The sequence below is a fragment of the Streptomyces sp. NBC_00568 genome, from assembly GCF_026341855.1.
GTDB lineage: Bacteria > Actinomycetota > Actinomycetes > Streptomycetales > Streptomycetaceae > Streptomyces.
Map to the genome: position 1 here is coordinate 1,241,066 of NZ_JAPENW010000001.1, position 25,811 is coordinate 1,266,876.

The 25,811-nt window shown below is 70.9% G+C and carries 19 protein-coding genes; 4 read left to right on the plus strand and 15 right to left on the minus strand.

The features are described 5' to 3' along the window. Nucleotides 1-32: 32 nt before the first annotated feature. The 6 genes from trmD to proS form a co-directional block, all read right to left on the minus strand. Nucleotides 33-854: a tRNA (guanosine(37)-N1)-methyltransferase TrmD gene (gene trmD, locus OOK38_RS05155; protein WP_266763186.1), complete on the minus strand. Its 822-nt coding sequence runs from the start codon at nt 852-854 to the stop codon at nt 33-35. After that, nucleotides 854-1,441: a ribosome maturation factor RimM gene (rimM, locus tag OOK38_RS05160; RefSeq protein WP_266763185.1), complete on the minus strand. Its 588-nt coding sequence runs from the start codon at nt 1,439-1,441 to the stop codon at nt 854-856. Before rimM ends, trmD begins: the two co-directional genes overlap by 1 nt. A 181-nt stretch (nt 1,442-1,622) precedes the next feature. Continuing rightward, nucleotides 1,623-1,862, minus strand: coding sequence for an RNA-binding protein (locus tag OOK38_RS05165; protein ID WP_005479813.1), 240 nt, complete (start codon nt 1,860-1,862; stop codon nt 1,623-1,625). 2 nt (nt 1,863-1,864) lie between these two features. Next, nucleotides 1,865-2,284: a 30S ribosomal protein S16 gene (rpsP, locus tag OOK38_RS05170; RefSeq protein ID WP_266763184.1), complete on the minus strand. Its 420-nt coding sequence runs from the start codon at nt 2,282-2,284 to the stop codon at nt 1,865-1,867. 388 nt (nt 2,285-2,672) lie between these two features. Beyond that, complete coding sequence (locus OOK38_RS05175; RefSeq protein ID WP_266763183.1) at nt 2,673-3,269, minus strand: hypothetical protein; 597 nt, start codon at nt 3,267-3,269, stop codon at nt 2,673-2,675. Between the two features lie 250 nt (nt 3,270-3,519). Further along, on the minus strand, nt 3,520-4,935 hold the full coding sequence (gene proS, locus OOK38_RS05180) for a proline--tRNA ligase (protein ID WP_266763182.1): 1,416 nt from the start codon (nt 4,933-4,935) through the stop codon (nt 3,520-3,522). Between the two features lie 197 nt (nt 4,936-5,132). On the opposite strand from proS, the gene OOK38_RS05185 reads away from it, so the two are divergent. After that, nucleotides 5,133-5,987: an SAM-dependent methyltransferase gene (locus tag OOK38_RS05185; protein WP_266848160.1), complete on the plus strand. Its 855-nt coding sequence runs from the start codon at nt 5,133-5,135 to the stop codon at nt 5,985-5,987. Nucleotides 5,988-5,991: 4 nt separating this feature from the next. Here OOK38_RS05185 and ftsH read toward each other — a convergent pair whose 3' ends face one another. The 6 genes from ftsH to OOK38_RS05215 all read right to left on the minus strand — a co-directional run bounded on the left by ftsH (nt 5,992) and on the right by OOK38_RS05215 (nt 15,821). After that, nucleotides 5,992-7,926 (minus strand): ATP-dependent zinc metalloprotease FtsH, encoded by a 1,935-nt coding sequence (ftsH, locus tag OOK38_RS05190; protein ID WP_266848162.1) that lies wholly within the window; start codon nt 7,924-7,926, stop codon nt 5,992-5,994. 119 nt (nt 7,927-8,045) lie between these two features. Then, the gene (ffh, locus tag OOK38_RS05195; RefSeq protein WP_266763179.1) at nt 8,046-9,599 is read right to left on the minus strand and encodes a signal recognition particle protein; all 1,554 of its coding nucleotides are present in this window, start codon (nt 9,597-9,599) and stop codon (nt 8,046-8,048) included. Nucleotides 9,600-9,741: 142 nt separating this feature from the next. Beyond that, nucleotides 9,742-12,195, minus strand: coding sequence for a [protein-PII] uridylyltransferase (locus OOK38_RS05200; protein WP_266848164.1), 2,454 nt, complete (start codon nt 12,193-12,195; stop codon nt 9,742-9,744). 40 nt (nt 12,196-12,235) lie between these two features. Beyond that, entirely contained in the window at nt 12,236-12,574 is a 339-nt protein-coding gene (locus OOK38_RS05205) for a P-II family nitrogen regulator (RefSeq protein WP_003993253.1), read from the minus strand. Beyond that, nucleotides 12,571-13,908, minus strand: coding sequence for an ammonium transporter (locus OOK38_RS05210; RefSeq protein ID WP_266763177.1), 1,338 nt, complete (start codon nt 13,906-13,908; stop codon nt 12,571-12,573). The genes OOK38_RS05205 and OOK38_RS05210 overlap by 4 nt, the downstream gene beginning before the upstream one ends. Nucleotides 13,909-14,345: 437 nt before the next feature. Continuing rightward, nucleotides 14,346-15,821, minus strand: a complete 1,476-nt coding sequence (locus OOK38_RS05215) for a hypothetical protein (RefSeq protein WP_266763176.1) — start codon at nt 15,819-15,821, stop codon at nt 14,346-14,348. Between the two features lie 447 nt (nt 15,822-16,268). Between OOK38_RS05215 and OOK38_RS05220 the strand changes: the two genes are divergently transcribed. Beyond that, the gene (locus tag OOK38_RS05220; RefSeq protein WP_266763175.1) at nt 16,269-16,931 is read left to right on the plus strand and encodes a bifunctional DNA primase/polymerase; all 663 of its coding nucleotides are present in this window, start codon (nt 16,269-16,271) and stop codon (nt 16,929-16,931) included. A gap of 160 nt (nt 16,932-17,091) precedes the next feature. On the opposite strand, the gene ftsY is transcribed toward OOK38_RS05220, so the two are convergent. Beyond that, on the minus strand, nt 17,092-18,291 hold the full coding sequence (gene ftsY, locus OOK38_RS05225) for a signal recognition particle-docking protein FtsY (protein ID WP_266848166.1): 1,200 nt from the start codon (nt 18,289-18,291) through the stop codon (nt 17,092-17,094). Nucleotides 18,292-18,639: 348 nt separating this feature from the next. Between ftsY and OOK38_RS05230 the strand changes: the two genes are divergently transcribed. Next, entirely contained in the window at nt 18,640-19,644 is a 1,005-nt protein-coding gene (locus OOK38_RS05230; protein ID WP_266848168.1) for an LLM class flavin-dependent oxidoreductase, read from the plus strand. A gap of 95 nt (nt 19,645-19,739) precedes the next feature. On the opposite strand, the gene OOK38_RS05235 is transcribed toward OOK38_RS05230, so the two are convergent. Next, the gene (locus OOK38_RS05235; RefSeq protein ID WP_266763172.1) at nt 19,740-21,158 is read right to left on the minus strand and encodes a sugar porter family MFS transporter; all 1,419 of its coding nucleotides are present in this window, start codon (nt 21,156-21,158) and stop codon (nt 19,740-19,742) included. Between the two features lie 505 nt (nt 21,159-21,663). Between OOK38_RS05235 and OOK38_RS05240 the strand changes: the two genes are divergently transcribed. Then, nucleotides 21,664-22,005 (plus strand): DUF4326 domain-containing protein, encoded by a 342-nt coding sequence (locus OOK38_RS05240; protein WP_266763171.1) that lies wholly within the window; start codon nt 21,664-21,666, stop codon nt 22,003-22,005. 113 nt (nt 22,006-22,118) lie between these two features. Here the strand turns inward: OOK38_RS05240 and OOK38_RS05245 are convergent, their stop codons facing one another. Further along, nucleotides 22,119-25,805: an AAA family ATPase gene (locus OOK38_RS05245; protein ID WP_266848169.1), complete on the minus strand. Its 3,687-nt coding sequence runs from the start codon at nt 25,803-25,805 to the stop codon at nt 22,119-22,121. Nucleotides 25,806-25,811: the final 6 nt, after the last annotated feature.

Below are 25,811 nucleotides of genomic sequence, written 5' to 3' on the forward strand. Positions count from 1 at the left end.
GGGGCGCACGCCGGACGACGTAGAGCAGCGGCCTATTCTTCCACGGCCTCGGGCCTGCGCCAAAATCGGCCGTCGGGGCCCGGCTGCCAGCCCAGGATCGAGAGCATCTCGCGGTCCTTCTTGTCGAAGGCGGAGGGGTCGCAGCGCTCGATGAGGTCGGGTCGGTTCGCCGTCGTGCGGCGCAGGGCCTCGTCGCGCCGCCATCGGGCGATCTTCCCATGGTGGCCGCTGACCAGCACCTCGGGGATCTCACGGCCGCGCCACTGCGGGGGCTTGGTGTACACCGGGCCCTCCAGGAGGTTGGCCATGGCCCCGGGGGCGAAGGAGTCGTCCCGGTGCGACTCGGCGTTGCCGAGGACACCCGGCAGCAGCCGGGCCACGGCCTCGGTGACGACGAGGACGGCCGCCTCACCGCCGGCGAGGACGTAGTCGCCGATGGACACCTCGTAGACGGGCATCCTCGTCGCGTACTCGTCGATGACCCGGCGGTCGATGCCCTCGTAGCGCGCGGGCGCGAAGACCAGCCAGGGGCGCTCGGAGAGCTCGACGGCGAGTTCCTGGGTGAAGGGGCGTCCGCTGGGAGTGGGGACCACCAGGGCGGGCCCGTGGGAGCCCGTCTCGTAGCCGTCCGCCAGGGCGGAGTCCAGGGCGTCGCCCCAGGGCTCGGTCTTCATGACCATGCCGGGGCCGCCGCCGTAGGGGGTGTCGTCGACCGTGTTGTGACGGTCGTACGTCCATTCCCGGAGATCGTGCACGTGCACGTTCAGCTGTCCACGCGCGCGTGCCTTGCCGACGAGCGAGACGTTCAGGGGTTCCAGGTACTCGGGGAAGATCGTGACCACGTCGAGCCGCATCAGGCGTCGGCCCCCGCGGCGTCCTCGTCGCTCCCGGAGGAACCGTTCTCCTCGTCCCTGGAGGAGACGATCTCCGCCTGGTCGTCGATCAGCCCGGGCGGCGGGTCGATGACGGCCCGCTGCTTTTCGAGGTCGATCTCGACGACGATCTCCTCCACGAACGGGATCAGCACCTCGGTCCCGTCCGCGCGCTCCACCACGAACAGGTCCTGGGACGGCAGGTGCGAGATCTCGGTGATGCGTCCGACCTCGGCGCCGTCCTTGGTGACCACGTCCAGGTCCATCAGCTGGTGGTCGTAGTACTCGTCCGGGTCCTCCGGGGTCACGTCCGGGTCGACCTCGGCGATCAGCAGGGTGTTGCGCAGCGCCTCGGCGGCGTTGCGGTCCCGTACGCCTGCGAAGCGCAGCAGAAGACGGCCGCTGTGGACGCGGCCCGTCTCGATGGTCAACGGTCCGGTGGAGGCCGGATCGGTGAGCAGGACGGCACCGGGCCCGAGCCTGAGCTCCGGCTCGTCGGTGCGGACCTCCACGGTGACCTCGCCCTTGATGCCGTGGGCGCGGCCGACGCGAGCGACTACCAGCTGCACTGTGCTTGATCTCCTGTCGTGTGCCGACGGCCATGCTTCATGGACGACTGCGGGTGCGCGAACGCCCACGGGTGCGCAGGGATCCACGCGGTCCGTGGCCGCCTGCGAGGGTTCGCAGACGACTGCGGGCCGGGGACGGCTCGTAAGCCCTCCCCGGCCCGAGCCGGTGCTGCCTGTTACGTCAGCGGACGTGATCCACGTCGACGAGGTCGACGCGGACACCGCGGCCGCCGATGGCGCCCACGACGGTGCGCAGAGCGCGTGCGGTGCGGCCGTTGCGGCCGATCACCTTACCGAGGTCGTCGGGATGGACCCGGACCTCGAGAACGCGCCCGCGGCGCAGGTCACGCGAAGCGACCTGCACGTCGTCGGGGTTGTCGACGATGCCCTTCACGAGGTGCTCGAGAGCCTCCTCGAGCATGCTCAGGCCTCGGTCGACTCGGACTCGGCCGGAGCCTCGTCCTTCTTCTCAGCCTTCTTCTTCTGGGTGATGGCCTCACCCTTGCTCGCGTCGTCGCCACCGAGGGCGTCGAACAGCGGGCGCGCGGCCTTCGGCTCGGCAACGAGCAGCGGAGCCGGGGCCGGCAGGCCCTTGAACTTCTGCCAGTCGCCGGTCAGCTTCAGGATGGCGAGCACGGGCTCGGTCGGCTGCGCGCCGACACCCAGCCAGTACTGCGCACGGTCCGAGTCGACCTCGATGCGCGAAGGGTTCTGCACCGGGTGGTACAGACCGATCTCCTCGATGGCCCTGCCGTCACGGCGGGTACGGGAGTCGGCGACGACGATGCGGTAGTGAGGCGAACGGATCTTGCCCAGACGCTTCAGCTTGATCTTGACTGCCACGGAAGTGGTGTCTCCTGGTCTTGACGGGGTTGGACACGACGAGATGGCCGCGTGGGGTTGCGGTACCCGAGTGTCCGATGGACGCGTCAGCCGGAGGAGAGAGGGGTCCTGTGCGGCTGCGAGTACAGCTAGCCATTCTGCCACATCCTGCGGACCGGCCGGACCGAGGGTGCGCGGGCCCATGGCTGACGGGCACCCGGCGTTCCGGGTGCCCGTCAGCCATGGGCCCGTGTGGACCGGCGGCGCAGGGGCGCCGGCGAGGTGTGGCCCGCGCGCACTCGTGCTTCCTGAAATCCCCCACCGCCCCGGAGGAGGTGGGGGAGGCACGACTGCTCACGGGCCGCGCGTGCTCGTCCGGCACCCACGAGACGCCGGTGTCGCACGCACCTCAGCCCGCGGCCGCCCCGACCACCTCCGGAATACGGAAGGGCTTGCCGCACCCTCCGCACACGATCGGCGCCTGCGCGAGGACCGAGGGGACCACGCGCACATTGCGCCCGCAGTCGCAGACGGCCTTGACGCGGACGCCTCCCCCGGAGGAGCCGTGGCGGGCGGCCGGGCCGCGGAACGAGCGGGCGGTGTCGGCGGCGGTGGCGGCCGAGTGGGCCTTCAGCGCGCGCTGGAGCCGCTCGATCGTCGGGCGGTAGCGGCGCTTCGCCTCGGGGTTGAGCGTGACCAGCGAGAAGCCACTGCTGGGATGCGGCTCCTCGGGGTGGTCGAGGCCCATCTCCTCGGCGATCGCGAGGAACCTGCGGTTGTGATACCGGCCGGCGCGCGAGGTGTCGCGGACTCCGCGGGCGGCGGCGATGCCGTGGACTGCTTCGTGAAGCAGTCGTTCGAAGGAGAGTTCGTGTCCGCAGGCGGACGACGATTCTCCGATCAGGGACTCTGGCGCGGCAAGATCGGGCAGCTCGGGGTGGTGCCGCTGAATGTCGGCCCACGCCCCTGCCAGCTCTGCGGCGAGAACAGGTGGTGTCGTGCTCACGTAATGACAACGAGCGGGGGTGCCTCTGTGTTCCTATTCCGGGGCATCCCAAATAATTTGCACGTACCCGTCAGTTGCCGCTGATGCGTCCTGACGAGGGCGGGTGCGCTGATCTGCGGAGAAGCGTCACAGCTCCTACCAAGGCGGTACGTAGGCACACGTACGCCCCGGCGCGTAGACGGTCTCCGCACTCCGGGGCGCCTGTGGTCGGCAGATGCGCAAGGGGTGTTTCGGCCGCCCTCGGGCCCGCTCAGTAGGCGCGGGCGACGACGGCGACGTTACCGGGTGCGTCGTCGGTGCCGGGCACCGACCCGTCCTCCGCGACCAGACAGCGTACGGTCACCGCGTGCTCGGCGAGCCTGGCCTCGCCCTCTTCGCCGAGGTCGGCCCACGGAATGCGCGCCCAGCCGCCCGCCACGGCGGCCTCCACGGCCGCGTCGATCGTCGAGACCTCGGACGTGCGGGACTCGCGGCGCTCGCGCGACTGCCGCAGGAGCAGCGCCTGGTCCTCCTCCAGGATCGCGGGGAGCAGTCCCGCCAGCGCGTCGACGGCGACGGGCTCCTTGCCCCCGGGGATGCGGCGGACCAGCATCGCGGTGCCGCTCTCCAGGTCACGGGGGCCGACCTCGACGCGCACGGGGACGCCCTTGAGTTCCCAGTCGACGGCGCGGCGCCCGAAGGGGGTGTCCGTACGGTCGTCGACCTGGACCCGTACACCCGCCGCCTTCAGCCGGTCGCCGATCTCACGGACCTTGGCCAGAACCGCTTCGTCCCCCTTGATCGCGAGGACGACGACCTGTACCGGGGCGAGCCGGGGCGGCACCCGCAACCCATTGTCATCACCGTGCGACATGATCAGGCCACCCACCATGCGGGTCGAGGACCCCCAGGAGGTCTGCCAGACGAGCTCCTGTCTGCCGTCCTTGGACAGGTACTGGGTGTTGAACGCCTTCGCGAAGTTCTGCCCCAGCTCGTGGCTGGTGCCCATCTGGAGCGCCTTGCCGTCGCCCATCATGGCTTCGAGGGTGAGGGTGTTGATGGCACCCGCGAACCGCTCGCTCGCCGTCTTCCGGCCAAGGACGACGTCGATGCCGAGGACGTTGGCCATGAAGTCGGCGTACACCTCCTTGTGGATGTGCGCGGCGTAGTCCCGGGCGTCCTCGTAGGTGGCGTGGGCGGTGTGGCCCTCCTGCCAGAGAAATTCAGTCGTTCGGAGGAACACCCGCGGGCGCATCTCCCAACGGACCACGTTCGCCCACTGGTTGATCAGCAGCGGCAGATCGCGGTAGCTCTGCACCCACTTGGAGAAGTACTCGTTGACGATCGTCTCGGAGGTGGGGCGGACGACGACCGGCTCCTCCAGTTCCTTGCCGCCGCCGTGCGTGACCACCGCGAGCTCGGGGGCGAACCCCTCGACGTGCTCCGCCTCCCGGGTCAGGTACGACTGCGGGATGAACAGCGGGAAGTAGGCGTTCTGGGCGCCGGCTTCCTTGATACGGGCGTCCATCTCCTGCTGCATCCGCTCCCACAGCCCGTACCCGTACGGCCGGATGACCATGGTTCCGCGCACCGGCCCGTTGTCGGCGAGCTCGGCCTTGTTGATCAAGTCCTGGTACCAGCGCGGGAAGTCGTCCGCCTGGGGCGTGAGAACGGGTGCCTTTGCCATGCGGCGATCGTACGGGCCCACGTTGCCGGAATGTGAATTCTCGCGCCCTTTGCGGCCCCCGCACAAACGGGCCCCCGCAACCCCTGGACGGCACGTCGAGTGCGGAGTTACCTGACATACGGGGGGAGTGCGGGCCTCGTGCGCGGGGGCGAAGGAACGGGCCCGGCGGCAACTCTCGGCGGATTGGGGCACTTTCGATGACACCTACGCTCGTGCGGCAGCACCTTCCTCATGCGGGTCCAGCGCCCCGCGCGGACCGGGGTGCACGCGCGCGTGACTGGGCCGAGATCCAGGAGCGGATGCTGGTGCCGCTCTACGAGGCCGTCTACGAGCGGCTCGAAGTGGGCGGCGGGACGCGGCTGCTCGGGCTCGGCTGCGGGGCGGGGCTCGCCCTGCTCATGGCGGCCTCCCGCGGCGCCGCGGTCACGGGTGTCGACTCCTCGTCGCCCGAACGGCTGGCCCTCGCTCGGGAGCGTCTGCTGCCGGAGGGCCGGGGCACACGCCCGGGCGACCACCGGCTCGTGGCCGGCTCCCCCGGGGACGCGGCCGTGGCGGGCGCGCCGACCCACAACCTGGTGACCGCGTTCGAGCCGATCGGGTGCGTGGCCGGAGACTCCGAGGGACTCGGTTCGCTGCTCGCGGAGGCGGCGCCGCTCACCGGCCGCGGAACGCCCGTGGTGCTGGTCGGGTGGGGGCCACCGGAACGGTGCAGCACCTCGGCCGTGCTGCGGGTGGCCACCAAACTGGCCGATCCCCTGCGCGGGGCGGCGGCCTTGCGCGCCGCCCGCCGGGACGACCTGGAGGAGGTGGCCCAGCGGGCCGGGCTGCGGCCGGACGGCTCGGGGCGGGTGGCCTGCCCGTTCGGGTACGCCGATGTGGACAGTGCCGTGCGCGGGCTGCTGTCCACGGGGCTCTTCGACGCCGCGGTCGACGCCACCGATCAGGCCCAGGTCGACAAGGAAGTGGCCGAGGCGCTGCATCCGCATCTGCGGCGGGACGGGACGGTCTGGATGCCGAACGTGTTCCGGTATCTGATCGCCCGGACGGTCTGAGGGGTCACGCTTCCTTCGCCGTACGGGGCACCCCGGCGATCCGGTACGCCTCCGCCTCCTCCAGCGTCTCGTCGGCGAGGAGTGCCTCGGCCAGGGCGTCCAGCTGTCCTCTGTGCTCGCGGAGTTTCTGGCAGGCCTCCTCGTAGCACTCGTCGACGATGCGGCGCATCTCGTGGTCGATCGAGTCGAGGGTGCCCGGTGCGGCCGAGAGACCGTAGGCCTGCTGGGCGTCGCTGGGCAGCGCGGACAGCCGGCCGACGCGTTCGCTCATGCCCCAGCGGGCGACCATGCCACGGACGATGTTCGTGACCTGTTCCAGGTCGTTCTCCGAGCCCGTCGTGATGACGTCGTAGACGACGTGTTCGGCGGCCATTCCGCCGAGGGCGCCGATGATGCGGCCGCGCAGGTACTCCTCGGTGTAGGCGTACCGGTCCGCGTCCGGCGTCGAGAGGGTGACGCCGAGGGCGCGGCCGCGCGGGACGATGGTGATCTTGCGGACCGGGTCGGCGCCGGGCCGCAGCATGCCGAGGAGGGCGTGGCCGCTCTCGTGGTACGCGGTGCGGCGGCGTTCCTCGTAGGGCATGACCAGGGAGCGTTCGGCGCCGAGCTGGACCTTTTCGAGCGCTTCGGACAGGTCGCCCTGGGTCACCTCCTCCTGCTTGCGCTTGACGGCGAGGAGGGCCGCCTCGTTGGCGAGGTTGGCGAGGTCCGCGCCGGTCATGCCCGGAGTCGTACGGGCCACCTGGGTCAGGTCGACGCCGGGGGCGAGCGGGATGTCGCGGGTGTGGATCTCCAGGATCGCCTCACGGCCGCTGCGGTCGGGGGGCGAGACGTTGACGACGCGGTCGAAGCGGCCGGGGCGGGTGAGCGCCGGGTCCAGGATGTCCGCGCGGTTGGTGGCGGCGATGACGATGACGCCCTCGGAGCCGGAGAAGCCGTCCATCTCGGTGAGGATCTGGTTCAGCGTCTGCTCGCGCTCGTCGTGGCCGCCCATGCCGGAGCCGCCCGACCGTGACCGTCCGATGGTGTCGATCTCGTCGATGAAGATGATGGACGGGGCCACTTTGCGGGCCTCGGCGAACAGCTCGCGCACGCGCGAGGCTCCGACGCCCACGATCATCTCGATGAACTCGGAGGCGGAGGCGGAGAAGAACGGGACCCCCGCCTCCCCCGCGACCGCCCGCGCGAGCAGGGTCTTTCCCGTGCCGGGCGGGCCCGCCAGCAGCACGCCGCGCGGCATCTTCGCGCCCATCCTGCGGTACGCGTCGGGGTTCTTGAGGAAGTCCACGACGTCGTCGACTTCGCCGGCCACCTCGTCGATGCCGGCCACGTCCGCGAACGTGGTGCGCTTGCCGCCGGGCACGAGTTCGACCGGTTTCGGGGGCGTCTTGCGGCCGAGCATGCCGCCCGCGCCGCCCATGCCGGAGCCCATCCGCCGGGCGATGAAGATCCACAGGACGATGAGCAGGGCCATCGGGGCGAGCGAGATCAGCAGATTGAAGAGGAAGCTGCGCTCCTGGACGACCGGCGAGGCGGTCACCGTGACGTCGTGCGCCTGCAGGTTCTCCCAGAGCTTGTCGTCCGCGAAGACCGGGCGCTGGGTCTTGAACTTGGTGTACTTCCCGTCGCCGTCGGGGTTCTCCTGGGAGTTCTTGAGCTGTCCCTGGATCGCGTCGCCCTTGGAGTAGATCTTGGTGACGTTGCCGTCGGTCACCTGTCTGCTGAACTCCGTGTACGAGATCGTCGGCTCGTCGCCCTTGTTGTAGAAGGACAGCACCAGGTTCGCGACCAGGAACACGACAAGAGCGGCCAGGGCCAGGCTCCACCAGCCGCCGGGCAGCTTCCGCCGGCCGCCCGAAGGCGGTGTCGCCTCGGGTGGCGTGCCCTCGGTACGCCACGGCTGATCAGGTGCCTTGCGCGGCGGTACGGGGTTGCCCATATGGCGACGTTACGACATATGGCGGACAGCGGCACCCGCGCTCACGCCACTGGGGCGCCCCTCCGGTGAGGGGCGCCCCCAGTGGGCGTCGCTGAAGCACTCCCGTACGGGAGGGGCTGTCAGCCCATGAACTTCTTGAACTCGTCCGGCAGCTCGAAGTCTTCCTGGGCGCCCTGCTGAGGGAGGCCGAAGGCGTTGCCGCCCTGGGCACCCGCCTCGCGACGGGCAGCCTCCTCTTCCTCCTGCAGCTTGCGCTTCATCGGGTTTCCGGAGCGCTGCTTGCCCTTGGCCTGCTTCTGCTTCTTCTTGGTGCGGCCGGGGCCGCCACCCATGCCCGGCATCCCGGGCATGCCCGGCATCCCGCCGCCCTGGGCCATGCGGGACATCATCTTGCGGGCCTCGAAGAACCGCTCGACCAGGCCCTTGACCGCGCTGACCTCGACACCGGAACCCTTGGCGATACGGGCGCGGCGCGAGCCGTTGATGATCGTCGGCTCCTGGCGCTCGGCCGGCGTCATCGACTTGATGATGGCGGCCGTGCGGTCGACGTCGCGCTCGTCGAGATTATTGATCTGGTCCTTGATCTGGCCCATGCCCGGGAGCATGCCGAGCAGCTTGCTGATGCTGCCCATCTTCCGGACCTGCTCCATCTGGGCCAGGAAGTCGTCCAGGGTGAAGTCCTGGCCCTTCTTGGACGCCAGCTTGGAGGCCATCTTCTCGGCCTCTTCTTGGCTGAACGTCTTCTCCGCCTGCTCGATCAGGGTGAGCAGGTCACCCATGTCGAGGATGCGGGAGGCCATCCGGTCCGGGTGGAAGGCGTCGAAGTCGTCGAGCTTCTCGCCGTTCGACGCGAACATGATCGGCTTGCCGGTGACCGAGGCGATCGACAGGGCCGCACCACCGCGGGCGTCACCGTCGAGCTTGGAGAGCACCACGCCGTCGAAGCCGACGCCGTCACGGAAGGACTCGGCCGTGTTGACCGCGTCCTGGCCGATCATCGCGTCGACGACGAAGAGGATCTCGTCGGGGCTGACGGCGTCGCGGATGTCCGCGGCCTGCTGCATCAGCTCCTGGTCGATACCCAGGCGGCCGGCGGTGTCCACGATCACGATGTCGTGGACCTTGGTCTTCGCGAACTCCATGGAGTCCTTGGCGACCTTGACCGGGTCGCCGACGCCGTTGCCCGGCTCGGGGGCGTAGACGGCGACGCCCGCGCGCTCGGCGACCACGCTGAGCTGGTTCACCGCGTTCGGGCGCTGGAGGTCGGCGGCGACGAGGAGCGGGGAGTGCCCCTGGTCCTTGAGCCACTTGCCGAGCTTTCCGGCGAGCGTGGTCTTGCCCGCACCCTGGAGGCCCGCGAGCATGATCACGGTGGGCGGGTTCTTGGCGAAGCGGAGGCGGCGGGTCTCGCCGCCGAGGATCGTGACGAGCTCGTCGTTCACGATCTTCAGAACCTGCTGGGCGGGGTTCAGCGCCTTGGAGACCTCGACACCGAGTGCGCGCTCCTTGACGTTCTTGATGAAGGTCCGCACGACCGGAAGGGCCACGTCGGCTTCGAGGAGCGCGATACGGATCTCGCGTGCGGTGGCGTCGATGTCGGCTTCGGACAGTCGGCCCTTGCCCCGCAGGTTCTTGAACGTCGCTGAGAGGCGATCGGAGAGAGTATCGAACACGGCGCTCGTCGGTCCTCAGGGGTCGGGGGCGATGGGAATCGCCCTCCAGGGTATCTGGCCGCGTGCGGTGGGGTCTCCACCCCGTTCATACGAGAGACCTATGGCACCCTCTGGCCAGGTGTACGGGACGGTCGGCACCGCCTCATTCCCGCAGCGTCTCCTCCAGCGCACGGGCCAGCGAGGCCGCCTCGGCGCCCGGCAGGGGCGCCCCCTTCGTGCCCGTCACGTAGAAGGCGTCCACGGCGTTCGCGCCGAGCGTGGAGACATGCATGCTCCGTACCCGGACGTGCGCCTTCTCCAGGGCCCGCCCGATGCGGTGCAGCAGGCCCGGGGCGTCATGGGCGCGGACCTCGATGACCGTGGCGTGCCGCGAGGCGGCCGGGGCCACCGTCACCCGCGGCGGCGGCGCGATCGTTCCGCGGCGGCGCGGGTACGCGGCGTCGCGTTCGGCGAGGCGCGCCGCGATGTCGAGGGAACCGTCGAGGGCGCGTACGAGGTCGGCACGCAGGCGGGCGGCCTGCGGCAGGGAGCCGTACTCGGCGGCGACCCGCCAGTTGAGCAGCAGGACCGAGCCCTCGACGCCGTCGGGCAGGTCCAGGGCGCGCAGCTCGGCGGTGCGGACGGTCAGCCGGTGCATGGCGAGGACGCCGGCCACCGCGGGGAGCACGCCGGGCTGGTCCGGTACGGCGATGAGAAGTTCCACACCGAGCGGCTCCGGGTCCTCCGGGACGGCGTCGGCCTCGGCGTCGACCGGCTCGGTCTGCGCGCGCAGCGCCAGGACGGGACCGCCCGTGCGGAACGCCTCGATCGCGAGCCGTTCCTGCTCGGCGGTCGGGGCGGCGGCCTCGGGCTCCTCGGGGGTATCCCCGGCGAGCACGGCGGAGACCCGTTTGACCAGGTCGGCGACGAGCGAACCGCGCCAGGAGGACCAGGCCGCGGGCCCGGTGGCCAGCGCGTCCGCCTCGGTGAGCGCGTGCAGCAGTTCCAGGCTGCCCTGCGATCCGACGGCCTCGGCGACCGAGCGGACGGTGGCCGGGTCCTCCAGGTCACGCCGGGTCGCGGTGTCGATGAGCAGCAGATGGTGGCGTACGAGCGTGGCGAGCACCGCCACGTCCGCGCGGTCGAAGCCGATCCGGGCGGCCACGTCACGGGCGATGATCTCGCCGGCCACGGAGTGGTCGCCGGGCCAGCCCTTGCCGATGTCGTGCAGCAGGGCCGCGACGAGGAGGAGGTCGGGACGGCCCACGCGGCGGGTCAGTTCCGAGGCACGGACGGCCGTCTCGATGAGGTGGCGGTCGACGGTCCAGATGTGGACGGCGTTGCGCTGCGGCCGGCAGCGCACCCGCTCCCAGTCGGGCAGCAGCCGGGTGATCAGCCCTTCCGCCTCCAGCGCCTCCCAGACCTCGATGGTCGGGCGGCCCGAGCCGAGGAGGGTGACGAGCTGCTGGCGCGCCTCGGCCGGCCAGGGCGTGGGGAGGGGGCGCGCGACAGCGGCCATGCGCCGTACAGCGTGCAGGGACAGGGGGAGATCCGCCTGCGCGGCCGCCGCCGCCGCGCGCAACGGCAGCACGGGGTCGCGCTCGGGACGGGCGGCGCGGGCGAGCACCACCTCGCCGTCCTGCTCGACCACGCCCTCGGCGAGGGGGGATCGCTCGCCGACCGGCTTGCCGCCGCCCAGCATGGCGCGCAGCCGCGGACGTACGGCACGCGATCGCAGGACACGCCCCACTTCGCGCCAGGTGACGTCACTGGCGTACGACACGACGCGCGCGGCCTCGTAGACCTGGCGCAGCAGCGTGTCGGCGTCCAGCAGACCGAGTTCGGCGGCGACCTGGTCCTGCTCCTGGAGCGCGAGGCGGTCGGTGGCGCGTCCGGTGGCGAGGTGCAGGGCGTCTCGGACGTCGAGGAGCCTGCGGCGGGCGTCGGTCAGGCCTTCGCGGGGCGCGTCCGCGAGCCAGGACGCGGCGACGGCGCGCAGTGCGGTGGCGTCGCGCAGGCCGCCGCGCGCCTCCTTCAGGTCCGGTTCGAGGAGGTACTGGAGTTCGCCCTGGCGCTCGGCGCGCTCCGCGCACAGCTCCTGAAGTTCGGGCAGACGCTTCGGTGCCTGGTTGCGCCAGTCGGCGAGGACGGCCGTACGCAATCCGGCGGTGAGACCGAGATCGCCCGCGAGGTGGCGGGCGTCGAGGAGGCCGAGCTGGGCCTTGAGGTCGTCGGCGGCGGTCTTGCGGGCCTCCGCGGGTGTGCGCACCGAGTGGTCGAGGTCGAGGCCCAGGTCCCAGACGGGATACCAGATGCGATCGGCGAGGGAGGCGACGGCGCCGGAGTCGCCGCCGTCGTGCAGGAGGAGCAGGTCGAGGTCGCTGCGGGGGGAGAGCTCACCGCGGCCGTAGCCGCCGACGGCGACGAGGGAGACCCCGCGCATGCCCTCGGATCCGGCGGTGAACAGGCCGGTCAGCCAGTCGTCCGTCAGTTCGGCGAGGGCCGCACGGCGCGGCGGCCCGGACCGCGCCCCCTCCTGGAGGAGGCGCAGCCGGGCCGCCGCGTAGCCGCTGGGTCCCGAGTCCTCTGCATCCACTCGCGTGTCCGTACTCGTCACCCAGCGACTCCTGTCTTTCTTCTTCTGCGGGCCGATCCGGTCAGAGTGCGTCCGGGCCGCGCTCGCCGGTCCGGACCCGGACGGCCGTATCGACCGGGATGGACCACACCTTGCCGTCACCGATCTTGCCGGTACGGGCCGCCTTCACGACGACGTCGATGAGCTGTTCGGCGTCGTCGTCCTCGACCAGCACCTCGATGCGGATCTTGGGGACGAGGTCGACCGTGTACTCGGCACCGCGGTAGACCTCGGTGTGTCCCCGCTGCCGACCGTAGCCGCTGGCTTCGGTGACCGTCAGTCCGTGAACCCCGAAGGCCTGCAGGGCCTCCTTGATCTCGTCGAGCCGGTGAGGCTTCACGACGGCGGTGATGAGCTTCATGCGTCCACCTTCTTGGCATCCGTGTCGGCCGGGGCGGGCACGGCGGTCCGGGCGGAGCCGCCGCCGGCACCGCTGAAGTCGTATGCGGTCTCGGCGTGCTCGGCCTGGTCGATGCCGGCGATCTCCTCGTCCTCGGTGACCCGCATGCCCATGGTCTTGTCGATGAGGAAGGCGAGGATGGCGGAGACGACGAGGGAGTAGCCGAGGACGGCGAAGACGCCCGCGCACTGCTTCCAGAACTGGGTCAGGCCGCCGCCGTAGAAGAGGCCCTCGACCGTGGACTGGCCCTTGCCGCTGGCGAAGAAGCCGATCAGCAGGGAGCCGACGACACCGCCGACCAGGTGGACTCCGACGACGTCCAGGGAGTCGTCGTAGCCGAGCTTGTACTTCAGGCCCACGGCCATGGCGCACAGGACACCGGCGATGACACCGACCGCGATCGCGCCGAGCGGGGAGACCGCACCGCCGGACGGGGTGATGGCGACCAGACCGGCGACCGCGCCGGAGGCGGCGCCCAGCGTGGTGAACGCGCCGTGCCGGATCTTCTCGTAGGCGAGCCAGGCCAGCATGGCGGCCGCGGTGGCGATCTGCGTGTTGACGAACATCAGCGCGCCGACGCCGTCGTCGTTGCCGAGCCACGAGCCGGCGTTGAATCCGAACCAGCCGAACCACAGCAGACCGGAGCCGAGCATCACCAGCGGGAGGCTGTGCGGGCGCATCGGGTCCTTCTTGAAGCCGACGCGCTTGCCGATGACCAGGATCACGCCGAGCGCCGCGGCGCCCGCGTTGATGTGGACCGCCGTACCACCGGCGAAGTCGATCACACCGAGCTCGAAGGCCCAGCCGCCCGCGCCCCACACCCAGTGGGCGACCGGGAAGTAGACGACCGTGGCCCACAGCGCGATGAAGAGCGACCACGCGGTGAACTTCACCCGGTCCGCGAGAGCACCGCTTATCAGCGCGGGCGTGATGATCGCGAACATGAGCTGGAAGACCATGAAGACGAAGACCGGGATCGTGTACCCGTCCCACAGCTCCGTCAGGCCGATGTTACTGAGGCCGACCCAGTCAGAGGTCCAGCCGATGAACGATCCCTTGTCCGTGCCGAAGGCGAGGGAGAAGCCGTACAGCACCCACAGGATGGTGACGATCCCCATGCTGATGAAACTCATCATCAGCATGTTGAGGGTGCTCTTGACGCGGACCATGCCTCCGTAGAAGAAGGCGAGGCCGGGCGTCATGATGAGCACCAGGGCGGAACAGATGAGCATGAACCCTGTGTTGGCGGCAGAAAGCTTGGGTGCCTCTGCGGCAAGGGTGATGGCTGGTGCCATCGGCGTCTCCTCGTCGTTGGTACGGCCCCGTGCGGGCGAAGCCTGAGTGGTCGTGAGGGGTGGGCCGGTTATGCGCCATGAGATTGGCGCAGCGCCGTTTCCGTGGAAGCCCCTCGATGTTTCGCACCAGTGACGAAGGCGCTCTGTGTGTTACGCGTTCATGAACTGCCGGATAGTGGTCGAACCGATCGTTATCGTGACGCAATCATCGGCTGGGGCCGTCGCGGCGCCCCGGGCGCGCACGACCGCGGCCACCGGGTGAGCCGTCCCCGCATTGACCAGCCACGTCCTCGCGAGCGGCACCGGCCGAGAGGGCACACAACGGAGCCGGCCGCGGCTGGTCGTCCGATGACCTGGCATGGGGGAGCCGAGTCGGGCAGTTCGGGACGACCGGCCGCGGCCGGGGCATGGGGCAGGGACGCCTTCGCGGCCCCGGGTCAGACCGCTTCCGCGGTCTCGGGCAGGTCGACGGCCAGCTGGTCGGTGAGGTCGATGACCTCGGCGAGGTCCCCGAAATCGCGGACGGCGGTGTCGACGGTCTTTCGGATACGAGTGTTGACGCGCTCCGAGCGCACCTTCTTGCCGATCCTCAGCGCTTCCTTGGCCAGGGCCGCACTCCGCTCGGGCTCACGCTGAAGCAGGTGCACGGTGGCCATGCCGATGAGGTTGAGTGCGTACGAACGCTGGTGCTCGGGATCCTTGCCGAAACGGTCGACGGCCTCCTGCATCAGGGGCTCGGCCATGGAGGCGTACGTGGGGCTGCGCCCGGCGACATAGGCGAGGTCACGGTAGGAGTGCGAGTTCTCGCCGTACAGCTCGGCCTTGGAGAAGAAGCGGATCCAGTCGGGGTCCGGGTCGTCCCACTCGTGCACGTCGGCGAAGGTGTCCTCGGCCATCCGGACGGCCCGCTTGCACTTTCCGGGCTGGCCCATGTTGGCGTAGGCGCGGGCCTCCATCGCATACAGCATCGACTGGGTGCGCGGGCTCGCGCAGTCACGGCTGCCGTACTGCGCGAGATGGATCAGTTCCAACGCGTCGTCGGGCCGCCCGAGATGAATCATCTGGCGGCTCATGCTGGACAGGATGTACGAGCCGAGCGGCTTGTCGCCGGCCTCCTTCGAGGCGTGGAGGGCGAGCACGAAGTACTTCTGCGCGGTGGGCTGGAGGCCCACGTCGTAGCTCATCCAGCCTGCCAGCTCGGCCAGTTCGGCGGCGACCTTGAACAGGAGCTTGCCGGTGGCGGCGGGCTGCGGCTCCTGGAGCAGGTCCGTCACCTCGTGCAACTGGCCGACGACCGCCTTGCGGCGCAGTCCGCCGCCGCACTGGGCGTCCCACTGACGGAACATCGCGGTGGTGGACTCCAGGAGGTCCAGCTCCGGCTTGGAGAGCCGGCCAGCGCGGCGCGCCGAGGCCGGGGGTTCGGGCTCCTCCTGTGGCGCCAGCGGCGCGGGGACGAGCCAGCGCTGCATGGGCTCGACGAGGGCGGGACCCGCGGCGAGGGCCAGCGAGCTGCCGAGGAAGCCGCGCCGCGCCAGCATCAGGTCGCTGCGCGAGTATTCACTGATCAGCGCGACGGTCTGGGGGCCCGTCCACGGCAGGTCGATACCCGACACGGAGGGTGCCTGGTGGGCGGCGCGCAGACCGAGGTCCTCCACGGCGACGACGCAGCCGAACCGCTCGGAGAACAGCTCGGACAGGATCCGCGGGATCGGCTCGCGCGGGTTCTCGCCGTCCAGCCAGCGGCGCACCCGCGAGGTGTCCGTGGAAATGTGGTTGGCCCCCAACTGGCGGGCCCGGCGGTTAACTTGGCGCGCGAGTTCGCCCTTCGACCAGCCGCTGCGCACGAACCACGAGCCGAGCAGCTCGTTGGGGCGCTTGTCAGCGTTCGTCCCGCCTCCGCCGTTGCCGCCCACTGGAACGCCCCCACTCTCTGAGACCACTTGCCGCCGCTCTGCGCCAAGCCCTATCAGAATGCCGGTAAATACGGCCGCGCGTCCGGCAGTTCCCACCCTTCGAACGGTAAGCCGACTTGCCCTTGGCATACCCACGAGTACATACAGCCCCAGGACTCGTGTACTCAAAGTAATCCTACGATCACGCCTCCAGCCATGGCGATCCGTGAAACGCCACCATTCGCCACCCCTTCGAATGAACTCCGGTCGCCCTGCTCGCGATTGACTTGACACAGGAGGGCCGGTGATGGGCGGAACGGTGTACGCCGGGGCGCACGGAGCCGAGCGCACCACCCGGTGCACCACAAGGCGCCGCCTGGATCGCGCGAAACCGGGCAGTCAGGAACAGAGGGTGACGATCCGGTTTCGTCACGTAACCACCGGCGCATCGGACCCGTTGGAGGGGGCATGGGCTTCACGATCGGCAGCAGTCGGGCGATGCGCGACATCCGGACCGGCACTCGTCGCCGCGGCCGCTCGTCGGAGAGCACGGCCGTCGCAGAATTCACCGGACTCTGGGGATGGGACGTGGTCCCGGGCGCCAGGGCCGCCGCGGGGGTGTGCTCGTGCGGCAGGAGCGACTGCGCGGCACCGGGTGCGCACCCCCTGAGCTTCGCCCCGACGATCCCGGCCGGCGCGACCTTGAACGAGGCGACCGGCATCTGGTCCGAGTTCCCGGGCGCCGCGGTGATGCTGCCGGTCGGCCGGGCGTTCGACGTGATCGAGGTCGCCGAGCCCGCCGGGCGCCGCGCGCTGGTCCGCCTGGAGCGCATGGGCCTCCCCCTCGGTCCGGTCACGGCCACCGCCGACGGCCGCGCCCACTTCTTCGTCTCCCCCGGGTCCGCCGCCGAACTCTCCGAGCTGCTCTACCGGATGGGCTGGGACGACCCGTCTCTGGACCTGCACGGCCTGGGTCCCGGTTCGTTCATCACCGCCCCGCCCTCCGACCGCGCGGGACTCGGCCCGGTCCGCTGGCTGCGCTCCCCCGCCCTCGACTCCGCGACGAAGCCGCCGCCGGCCCGGCTGCTGCTGGGCACGCTCGCCTACGTGGCCCACCGCTCACGGGCCTGAGCCGCGCCGCACCGGTCCGTCCGGCACCCCGCCCGCCGCCTCACGGGGCCGACGGCGTCGACGCCACGAGCGCCAAGAGCGCCACATGAAGAAGCGCCCGTCCCCGACAGTGTCGTGGGGACGGGCGCTTCTTCGGGCACCTACGCGTTCACGCGGGTGGTCACTCTCCGATAAGGGCGTCAACGAACGCCTCCGGCTCGAACGGCGCCAGGTCGTCCGCGCCCTCGCCGAGCCCCACCAGCTTGACCGGGACGCCCAGCTCACGCTGCACCGCGATGACGATGCCGCCCTTCGCCGTACCGTCGAGCTTGGTCAGCACGATGCCGGTGATCTCCACGACCTCGGCGAACACACGCGCCTGGACCAGACCGTTCTGGCCGGTGGTCGCGTCGAGGACGAGCAGCACCTCGTCGAGCGGCGCGTGCTTCTCGACGACGCGCTTGACCTTGCCGAGCTCGTCCATGAGGCCGGTCTTGGTGTGGAGCCGGCCGGCGGTGTCGATGAGGACGACGTCCGCGCCCTCCTCGATGCCCTCCTTGACCGCGTCGAACGCGATCGAGGCGGGGTCGCCGCCCTCGGGGCCACGGACGGTACGGGCACCCACGCGCTCGCCCCAGGTCTGGAGCTGGTCGGCGGCGGCGGCGCGGAAGGTGTCGGCGGCGCCCAGCACGACGTTCTTGCCGTCGGCGACGAGCACGCGCGCGAGCTTGCCGGTGGTGGTGGTCTTGCCGGTGCCGTTGACACCGACCACCATCACGATGCCCGGGGTGTCGAGGTTCGAGTCGGTCTTGACCTCGCGGTCGAACTCCGGGACGAGCAGTACGAGCAGCTCTTCGCGCAGCAGACCGCGCAGCTCGTCCGGCGTCCGCGTGCCGAGCACCTTCACGCGCTCGCGCAGCCGCTCGACCAGCTCCTGGGTGGGCTGCACGCCGACGTCGGCGACGAGCAGCGTGTCCTCGATCTCCTCCCAGGTCTCCTCGTCGAGGTGCTCACGCGAGAGCAGCGTGAGCAGCCCCTTGCCGAGCGCGTTCTGCGAGCGGGAGAGCCGGGTACGCAGGCGCACCAGGCGGCCGGCGGTCGGTTCCGGGATCTCGATCGCGGGGGCGGGCGGTTCCTCGACGACGACCGGCGTGGCGGCCGAGCGATCGGGAAGATCCACCTCCTCGATCGTGCGGCGTGGTTCGTCGCGCGGCGTCTCGGCCTCGTCGCCGACGTGCGGTTCGGCCGGAGGGGCGGTGATGTCGGGGGCGGCCGGGGGCGGCGGGGGCAGCTGCTTCCGCTTGCGACTGCCGACGACGAGCCCACCGAGCGCGCCGATCACCACCAAGGCGATGACTACAGCAAGGATGATGGTTTCCATAACCCGTCCAGTATGCGTGACCTCGCGTCCGGCCAGCCGTTGGCCGGGCGGGGCCGTGTGCCCCGCGGGCCGGGCCGGTCAGCCGCCCGGCCACGCGTCCGCGGGAAGCCTCGAGGGCGGAGTCACCGCACTCCCCGGCGTCGCTCGAGCACAAAGGGTGCGTGTGGGTGCGCGCGTACCCAGGGTGCACACGGCCCATGCACGTCGGCCGTGGCGCACCCTCGCCGCCACATGGTGCCGCCCCGGCCCGCCGGGCCCCCTGGCACGGCCCGCGAAAGGTTCCGCGGCTCTGGATGTCTGACGCACCGTCAGCTACCGTCCCCCTCCACACACGAAGGGGGGCTCCCCATGCCCGTAACGGTCGTGCGCTTCAACCTCGTCGAACCCGACGCCACCCCCGCCTCGCTGAGCGCCCGCTACAAGGCGGCCGTCGAGATGGCCACGTACGCCGACGACCGCGGGATCACCACCGTGCAGACCGAGGAGCACCACGGCGTCGCCAACAACTGGCTGCCCTCGCCGTTCACGTTCGCGGGCGCGGTCTTCGGGGCGACCCGGCACATCGCGGTCACCGTCTCGGCGGTCATCGGCCCGCTGCACGACCCGCTGCGGCTCGCCGAGGACATCGCCGTACTCGACCTGCTCAGCGGCGGGCGACTGGTGACCGTGGCCGGCATCGGCTACCGGCCCGAGGAGTACGCGCTGTTCGACGTGGACTGGAAGCGCCGCGGCAAACTCCAGGACGAGCTCCTGGAGACGGTGCTGAAGGCGTGGACCGGCGAGGACTTCACGTATCGGGGCCGCACGGTACGGGTCACCCCGCGTCCGTTCTCGGATCCGCACCCCCTGCTGCTGGTGGGCGGCTCCTCCCGGGCCGCGGCCAGGCGCGCCGCCCGGCTCGGGCTGCCGTTCTTCCCCAGCGCGCACCTGCCCGAGCTGGAGGCTTACTACAAGGAGCGGCTCATCGAGTACGGCACCGAGGGCTGGACGATGATGCCCGGCGCCGAGACGCCGCTGCTGCACATCGCCGAGGACCCGGACCGGGCCTGGGCCGAGTACGGTTCCCACTTCCTGCACGAGGCGCGGACGTACGCGTCCTGGCAGTCGGGGGAGATCCGCTCGGCGGTGAAGTCGGCGGCCACGACCGTCGAGGAGCTGCGCGCCGAGGGCGTCTACCGCATCCTCACGCCCGACCAGTGCGTGGCGCAGGGCCTCGGCAACCTCGTCCTGCATCCGCTGTCCGGCGGGATGCCCGTCGACGAGGGCTGGCGCAGTCTGCAGCTGTTCTGCGAAAGCGTGCTGCCCCGGCTCGACCGACCTCACGGTCCGAGCCGGGGCAGCACGCCCTCTTGACGAGTACGGGGAGAGGGGCAGCGGGGACTTGGCCCCTCTCCCCGAGTTCCGGGGAGCCACCGGGGCCCGTGGGGAGCCGCCGGTGGCACGGGCGGTCAGCCCATCTCCTCCAGGGTCTTGCCCTTCGTCTCCTTGACGAACTTGAGCACGAACGGGATGGAGAGCACGGCGAAGCACGTGTAGATCACATAGGTGCCGGACAGGTTCCAGTCGGCCAGCGACGGGAAGCTCGCGGTGATGGCCCAGTTGGCGATCCACTGCGCGGAGGCGGCGACACCGAGCGCGGCGGCGCGGATGTGGTTCGGGAACATCTCGCCCAGGAAGACCCAGACCACGACGCCCCAGGAGAGGGCGAAGAAGAGGACGAAGACGTGGGCGGCGATCAGGGCGACCCAGCCCTGGGTGGCCGGCAGCTTGCCGTCGACCAGGTCGAACGAGAAGGCCCAGGCCTCCAGCCCGAGACCGATGGCCATACCCACCGAGCCGATGAGGGCGAGCGGCTTACGGCCGATGCGGTCCACGAAGATCATGGCGATCACGGTGCCGATGATGTTGATGATCGACGTGGTGAACGAGTAGAAGAACGAGTCCGTCGGGTCGACGCCGACCGACTGCCACAGCGTCGCGGAGTAGTAGAACGCGATGTTGATGCCGACGAACTGCTGGAAGACCGAGAGGCCGATACCGACCCAGACGATCGGCAGGAAGAGGAAACCGCCGCCGAGCAGGTCCTTGAAGGTCGACTTGTGCTCGCGCTTCATGGCGTGCTCGATCTCGGCGACACGGGCGTCCAGGTCGATCTTGTCGCCCTCGACCTCCTTGAGCACCTCACGGGCACGGTCCCTGCGGCCGACCTCGAGCAGGAAGCGCGGCGACTCGGGGATGGCGAAGGAGAGCAGACCGTAGAGGACGGCCGGGACGACCATGACGCCGAGCATGACCTGCCAGGCTTCCACGCCCAGGAGCTCGCCCCGCTGATCGCCGTCGGCGGCGTTCAGGATGGCGTAGTTGACGAGCTGCGAGATGGCGATGCCGACGACGATCGCGGCCTGCTGGAACGAGCCGAGCCGCCCGCGGTACGCGGCCGGGGAGACCTCGGCGATGTAGGCGGGGCCGATGACGGACGCCATGCCGATGGCGAATCCGCCGACGATGCGCCAGAAGGCGAGGTCCCACAGCGCGAAGGGCAGCGCCGAGCCGACGGCACTGATGGTGAAGAGCGTCGCGGAGATCTGCATGCAGCGGATGCGGCCGATGCGGTCGGCCATGCGGCCGGCGGTCGCGGCGCCGACGGCGCAGCCGATCAGCGCGATGGCGATGACCTGGGCCAGGGCCGCGGAGCCGATGTCGTAGCGGCTCCGGATGGCCTCGACGGCGCCGTTGATCACGGCACTGTCGTAGCCGAACAGGAAGCCGCCCATCGCGGCCGCCGCCGCGATGAAGATGACATGCCCGAGATGTTCGGGGTGAGCCAACTTGGCTTCTGACTTAGGTGCCTGCGATGCGCTGGTCACGTAAAACTCCTCGGGCCACCGGCCTCGCTGCCGGGGGTGGGGGGCGAAACCCTTCGCTGGTGGTACCAGTGGCGCACATGTTCACGCCGCCCACCACCTGAAGGTAAAAGCAACGCTGGAGAGACTATGCCTTCAAGTTTCGAAGTCAATAATTTGTTTGCTGTGAGTTTCTGCCTCCGATGTGACGTAGTTGTGTTCAAGTCTTGAACGTCGTATGACCGAACGGCCTAGTCAAGGTCACTCTGCGCTCCACGTCCCGTCGTCCCTCCGATGCGCCGACTCCGCGGAATCCGCAGCGTGTTGGTGTTTTCGTGAACCGGCCGCGCGGGCCACCGGGGCCACCGAGAGGTCCGGCACGGGCGCCGACCGTGACGGCTGTCCCGGCCCGCGGATCCCGGACGGGGCACCCTGGTGTGACACGCGGAACACGGAGGACGGCTCGCGGGAGCGCGCCGTACGCCGTGTTCGCCTTGCCGGTACCCGCGCGAGCGGCGAGTATCCGAGCATGCCGCCCACGACGGTCGTCAATCTCAAGGGCCACCGCGACGATCCCGCGTACGCCGCCGTCGTGTACGTCGGCCGCGCCATGCACCGGGGCGGCTGGCACCTGGCCGGCTCCCCGCTGGCGAGCCCCTTCCGCCCGGGCCACGACGGCACCCGGGACGAGGTCGTCGAGATGTACCGCGCGTATCTCCTGGCCCGTCCGGAGCTGCTGGCCCGCCTCCCCGCCCTGCGCGGCCACCGGCTCGGCTGCTGGTGCGTCCCCGAGCGCTGCCACGCCGAGGTGATCGCCGAACTCGCCGACGAGGGCGTGGGCGAGGGCCTCCCGGAGCCGGAGGAGCCTTGAGAACCCGTCGGACCCTAGGACCCGTAGGACTTGCAGGACCGTCGGACCCGTAGGACTTGCAGGACCCGTAGGACTTGCGGGACCCGTAGGACTTGCGGGCAGGGCCCGGGGTGTCAGCGCAGGCGCTGGCTGATGACCTTCGAGACGCCGTCGCCCTGCATGGAGACGCCGTACAGCGCGTCGGCGACCTCCATCGTGCGCTTCTGGTGAGTGATCACGATCAGCTGGGAGGCCTCCTGCAGCTCCTGCATGATCCTGATCAGCCGCTGGAGGTTGGTGTCGTCGAGCGCCGCCTCGACCTCGTCCATCACATAGAACGGGCTGGGTCGCGCCTTGAAGATCGACACGAGCAGCGCGACGGCGGTCAGCGACCGCTCGCCGCCGGAGAGCAGACTGAGCCGCTTGACCTTCTTGCCCGGCGGCCTGGCCTCCACGTCGACACCGGTGGTGAGCATGTTGTCGGGATCGGTCAGGATGAGCCGCCCGTCCCCTCCCGGGAACAGCCGGCTGAAGACCCCTTCGAACTCGCGGGCGGTGTCCCGGTACGCCTCGGTGAAGACCTGCTCGACGCGCTCGTCGACCTCCTTGATCACCTGGAGGAGGTCGGTGCGCGTCTTCTTGAGGTCCTCCAGCTGCTCGCTGAGGAACTTGTGGCGCTCCTCCAGCGCGGCGAACTCCTCCAGGGCGAGCGGATTGACCTTGCCGAGCTGCTGGTACGCCCGTTCGGCCGACTTGAGCCGCTTCTCCTGCTCGGCGCGGTGGAACTGCCGGGGCTGGTTGCGCGGATGCTCCGGGTCCTCGGGCAGCTCCTCGCCCTCGGCGGGCAGCGAGGGCGGTACGAGCTGATCGGGGCCGTAGTCCGCGACGAGTCCCGCCGGTTCGACGCCGTGTTCGTCCAGCGCCTTCGCCTCGAGCTGCTCTATGCGCAGCCGCTTCTCCGCGCCGAGCACCTCGCCCCGGTGCACCGAGTCCGTGAGCTTGTCGAGTTCGGCCTTGAGATCACGACCCTGGCCCCGCGCGGCCACGAGCTCCTGCTCACGGCGGGCCTTGGCGCTGTCGGCGGCGGTGCGCTCCTCGTCGGCCCGGGCTAGCGAGACCTCGACATGCGCGAGCAGCTGCCGCGCGCCGGAGGCGACGGCCTCGGCGACGGCCGCCTCGTGGCGGAGCCGTGCCCGGCGCTGTTCGGCACGCGCGCGCGCCTCGCGTTCGGCACGGGCGCCCCGGTCGAGCGAGTCGGCCCGTCCGGCGAGTCCCTTGACCCGCTCCTCGTGCGTCCGCACCTGGAGCCGGGCCTCCATCTCCGTCTGGCGCGCGTTGGCGCCGTCGGCGGCGAGCCGGTCCCGTACCGAGGTGTCGGGTTCCTCCTCGACGGGCATCTCCTCGGCCACGGCGAGCCGTTCGGCCAGTTCCTCGGCCTCCAGCACGGCCCGGTCGAGCGCGTCCTGCGCGCGGGCGGCGGCCGCGGTGCTCCGCTCCGCCTCGCCCGCGGCGCCCCGCGCCTGCCCGGCCAGCCGCCCGAGCTGCTGGGCGACCGACGACTTCTCCCGCTCGGCGGCCCGGCGGCGCTCCCCCAGCTCCTCGACGAGCGCGGCCCGCTCCGTGCGCAGCTCCGTCGCCAGCCCCTGCGCCTCGGTCAACTCATCGCAGCGTACGGCCAGTTCCTCGAGTTCGGCCGCCGCCTCGTCCACGGAGGCCTGCACCTCGAGCAGGCTGGGCGCCCCGGCGGACCCACCGTGCGCGAAATGCGCCCCGAGCAGGTCGCCCTCGGCGGTCACCGCGGTGAGCCCGGGCCGCGCGTAGACGAGATCCTCGGCGTCCTCGAGGGTCCCGACGACGACGATCCCGCGCAGCAGCCGCCGCACGGCGGGCATCAGCTCGGCGGGCCCCCGGACAAGATCGGCGGCATACGGAGGCCCGTGGCCCCGGTTCCGGTCACGGTCCTGGTCCTGGTCACGGTCCTGGTACCGGCCGTGGTCCTGGTCCTCGTGACGGTCCTGGCCCCGGTCCCGATCCCGGTCCTGCCGGGGTACGCCGACGGAGGCATCGCCCGCCGGTCCGGCGCCGGCGGGAGACTCTTCGGGTGCTCCGGCGAGCAACAGCGACGCCCGGCCCGCGTCCTGCTTGCGCAGCAGGCGGATGGCCTCGGCCGCCGAGGCGGGCGTGGTGACCGCGATGGCGTCCGCGGCCGCGCCGAACGCGGCGGCGAGCGCGACCTCGAAGCCCGGGGTGACCGACAGCAGTTCGGCGGCGGGACCCAGCACCCCGGTGAGCCGGTCCTTGGCACCGAGCAGCACTCCCGTGCCGTCCTTGCGCCGCAGACCGAGGGCCAGGGCCTCGTGGCGGGCCTGGGTGGCCGCCCGCCTGCGTTCGGCCGAGGTGGCCGCCTCGCGGGCCGCGCTCAGCGCGGCCTCCGCGTCGGACAGGGCCCGCTTGGCCGTCTCATGCTGTTCGGCGAGCTCGGCGTCGCCCGCGTCGAGGCCGTCGACCTCCGCCTTCAGCTGCTCGTACTCCTCCTGGGCCGTGACCGCGCGTTCCTGGGCCTCGTCGCGGGAGGCGGCGAGCCGGTCGATCTCGGCCTGCGCCGAGGCGGCGCGCGAACGGGCGGCGCTGACCTGGCCGTTGAGACGGGCGAGGCCCTCGCGGCGGTCGGCGATGGCGCGGGCGACGTCCTTGAGGCGGCGCTCCTCGACGGTGAGCTCGCGCTCCAGCTCGGCGCGGTGCGCGACGGTGTCCTCAAGGGCCCGCTCGGCCGCCTCCAGAGCCGCTTCGAGTTCGGCCTCCTGCTCACGGATGCGGGCGGCCTCGCGCTCCATGTCCTCGGGGTCGCGTCCGCGGCGTTCCTCGGCGGGCACCGAGGTGGCGCTCTTCACGCGCGCGTCCGCCAGCGAGATCGTGCCGCGCACCCGCTCGGCGAGCTGGGAGAGTTCGTACCAGGTCTGCTGGGCGCGCTGGAGGCGCGGCGTCAGCTGCCGTACCTCGTCCTCCAGCAGGGCCTCCCGCTGGAGCGCCTTCTTCAGCTCGGCCTCGGCGGATTCCTTGCGCTGCTTGAGCGCGGCCTCGTCGGCGATCTCGGACTGGAGTGCCCCGCGCAGTCGTACGAGGTCGTCGGCGAGGAGCCGCAGCCGGGCGTCGCGCAGGTCGGCCTGGATGACGGCGGCGCGGCGTGCCACCGCGGCCTGCCGGCCGAGCGGCTTCAGCTGGCGCCGCAGTTCGTCGGTGAGGTCCTGGACGCGGGCGAGGTTCGCCTTCATGGCGTCCAGCTTCCGGAGCGCCTTCTCCTTGCGCTTGCGGTGCTTGAGGACGCCCGCCGCCTCCTCGATGAAGGCGCGGCGGCCCATCGGGTCGGCGTGCAGGACGGAGTCGAGCTGGCCCTGTCCGACGATGACGTGCATCTCGCGGCCGATGCCGGAGTCGGACAACAGCTCCTGGATGTCGAGCAGCCGGCAGGTGTCGCCGTTGATCTGGTACTCGCTGCCGCCGTTGCGGAACATGATCCGCGTGATGGTGACCTCGGCGTACTCGATGGGCAGGGCGCCGTCGGAGTTGTCGATGGTGAGGGAGACCTCGGCACGGCCGAGCGGCGGGCGCCCGGTGGTGCCGGCGAAGATGACGTCCTCCATCTTGCCGCCGCGCAGGGACTTGGCCCCCTGCTCGCCCATGACCCAGCTGAGCGCGTCCACGACGTTGGACTTGCCCGAACCGTTGGGGCCCACGACACAGGTGATGCCCGGCTCGAACCGCAGCGTGGTCGCCGAGGCGAACGACTTGAACCCGCGCAGGGTCAGGGCCTTGAGGTGCACGCCGCT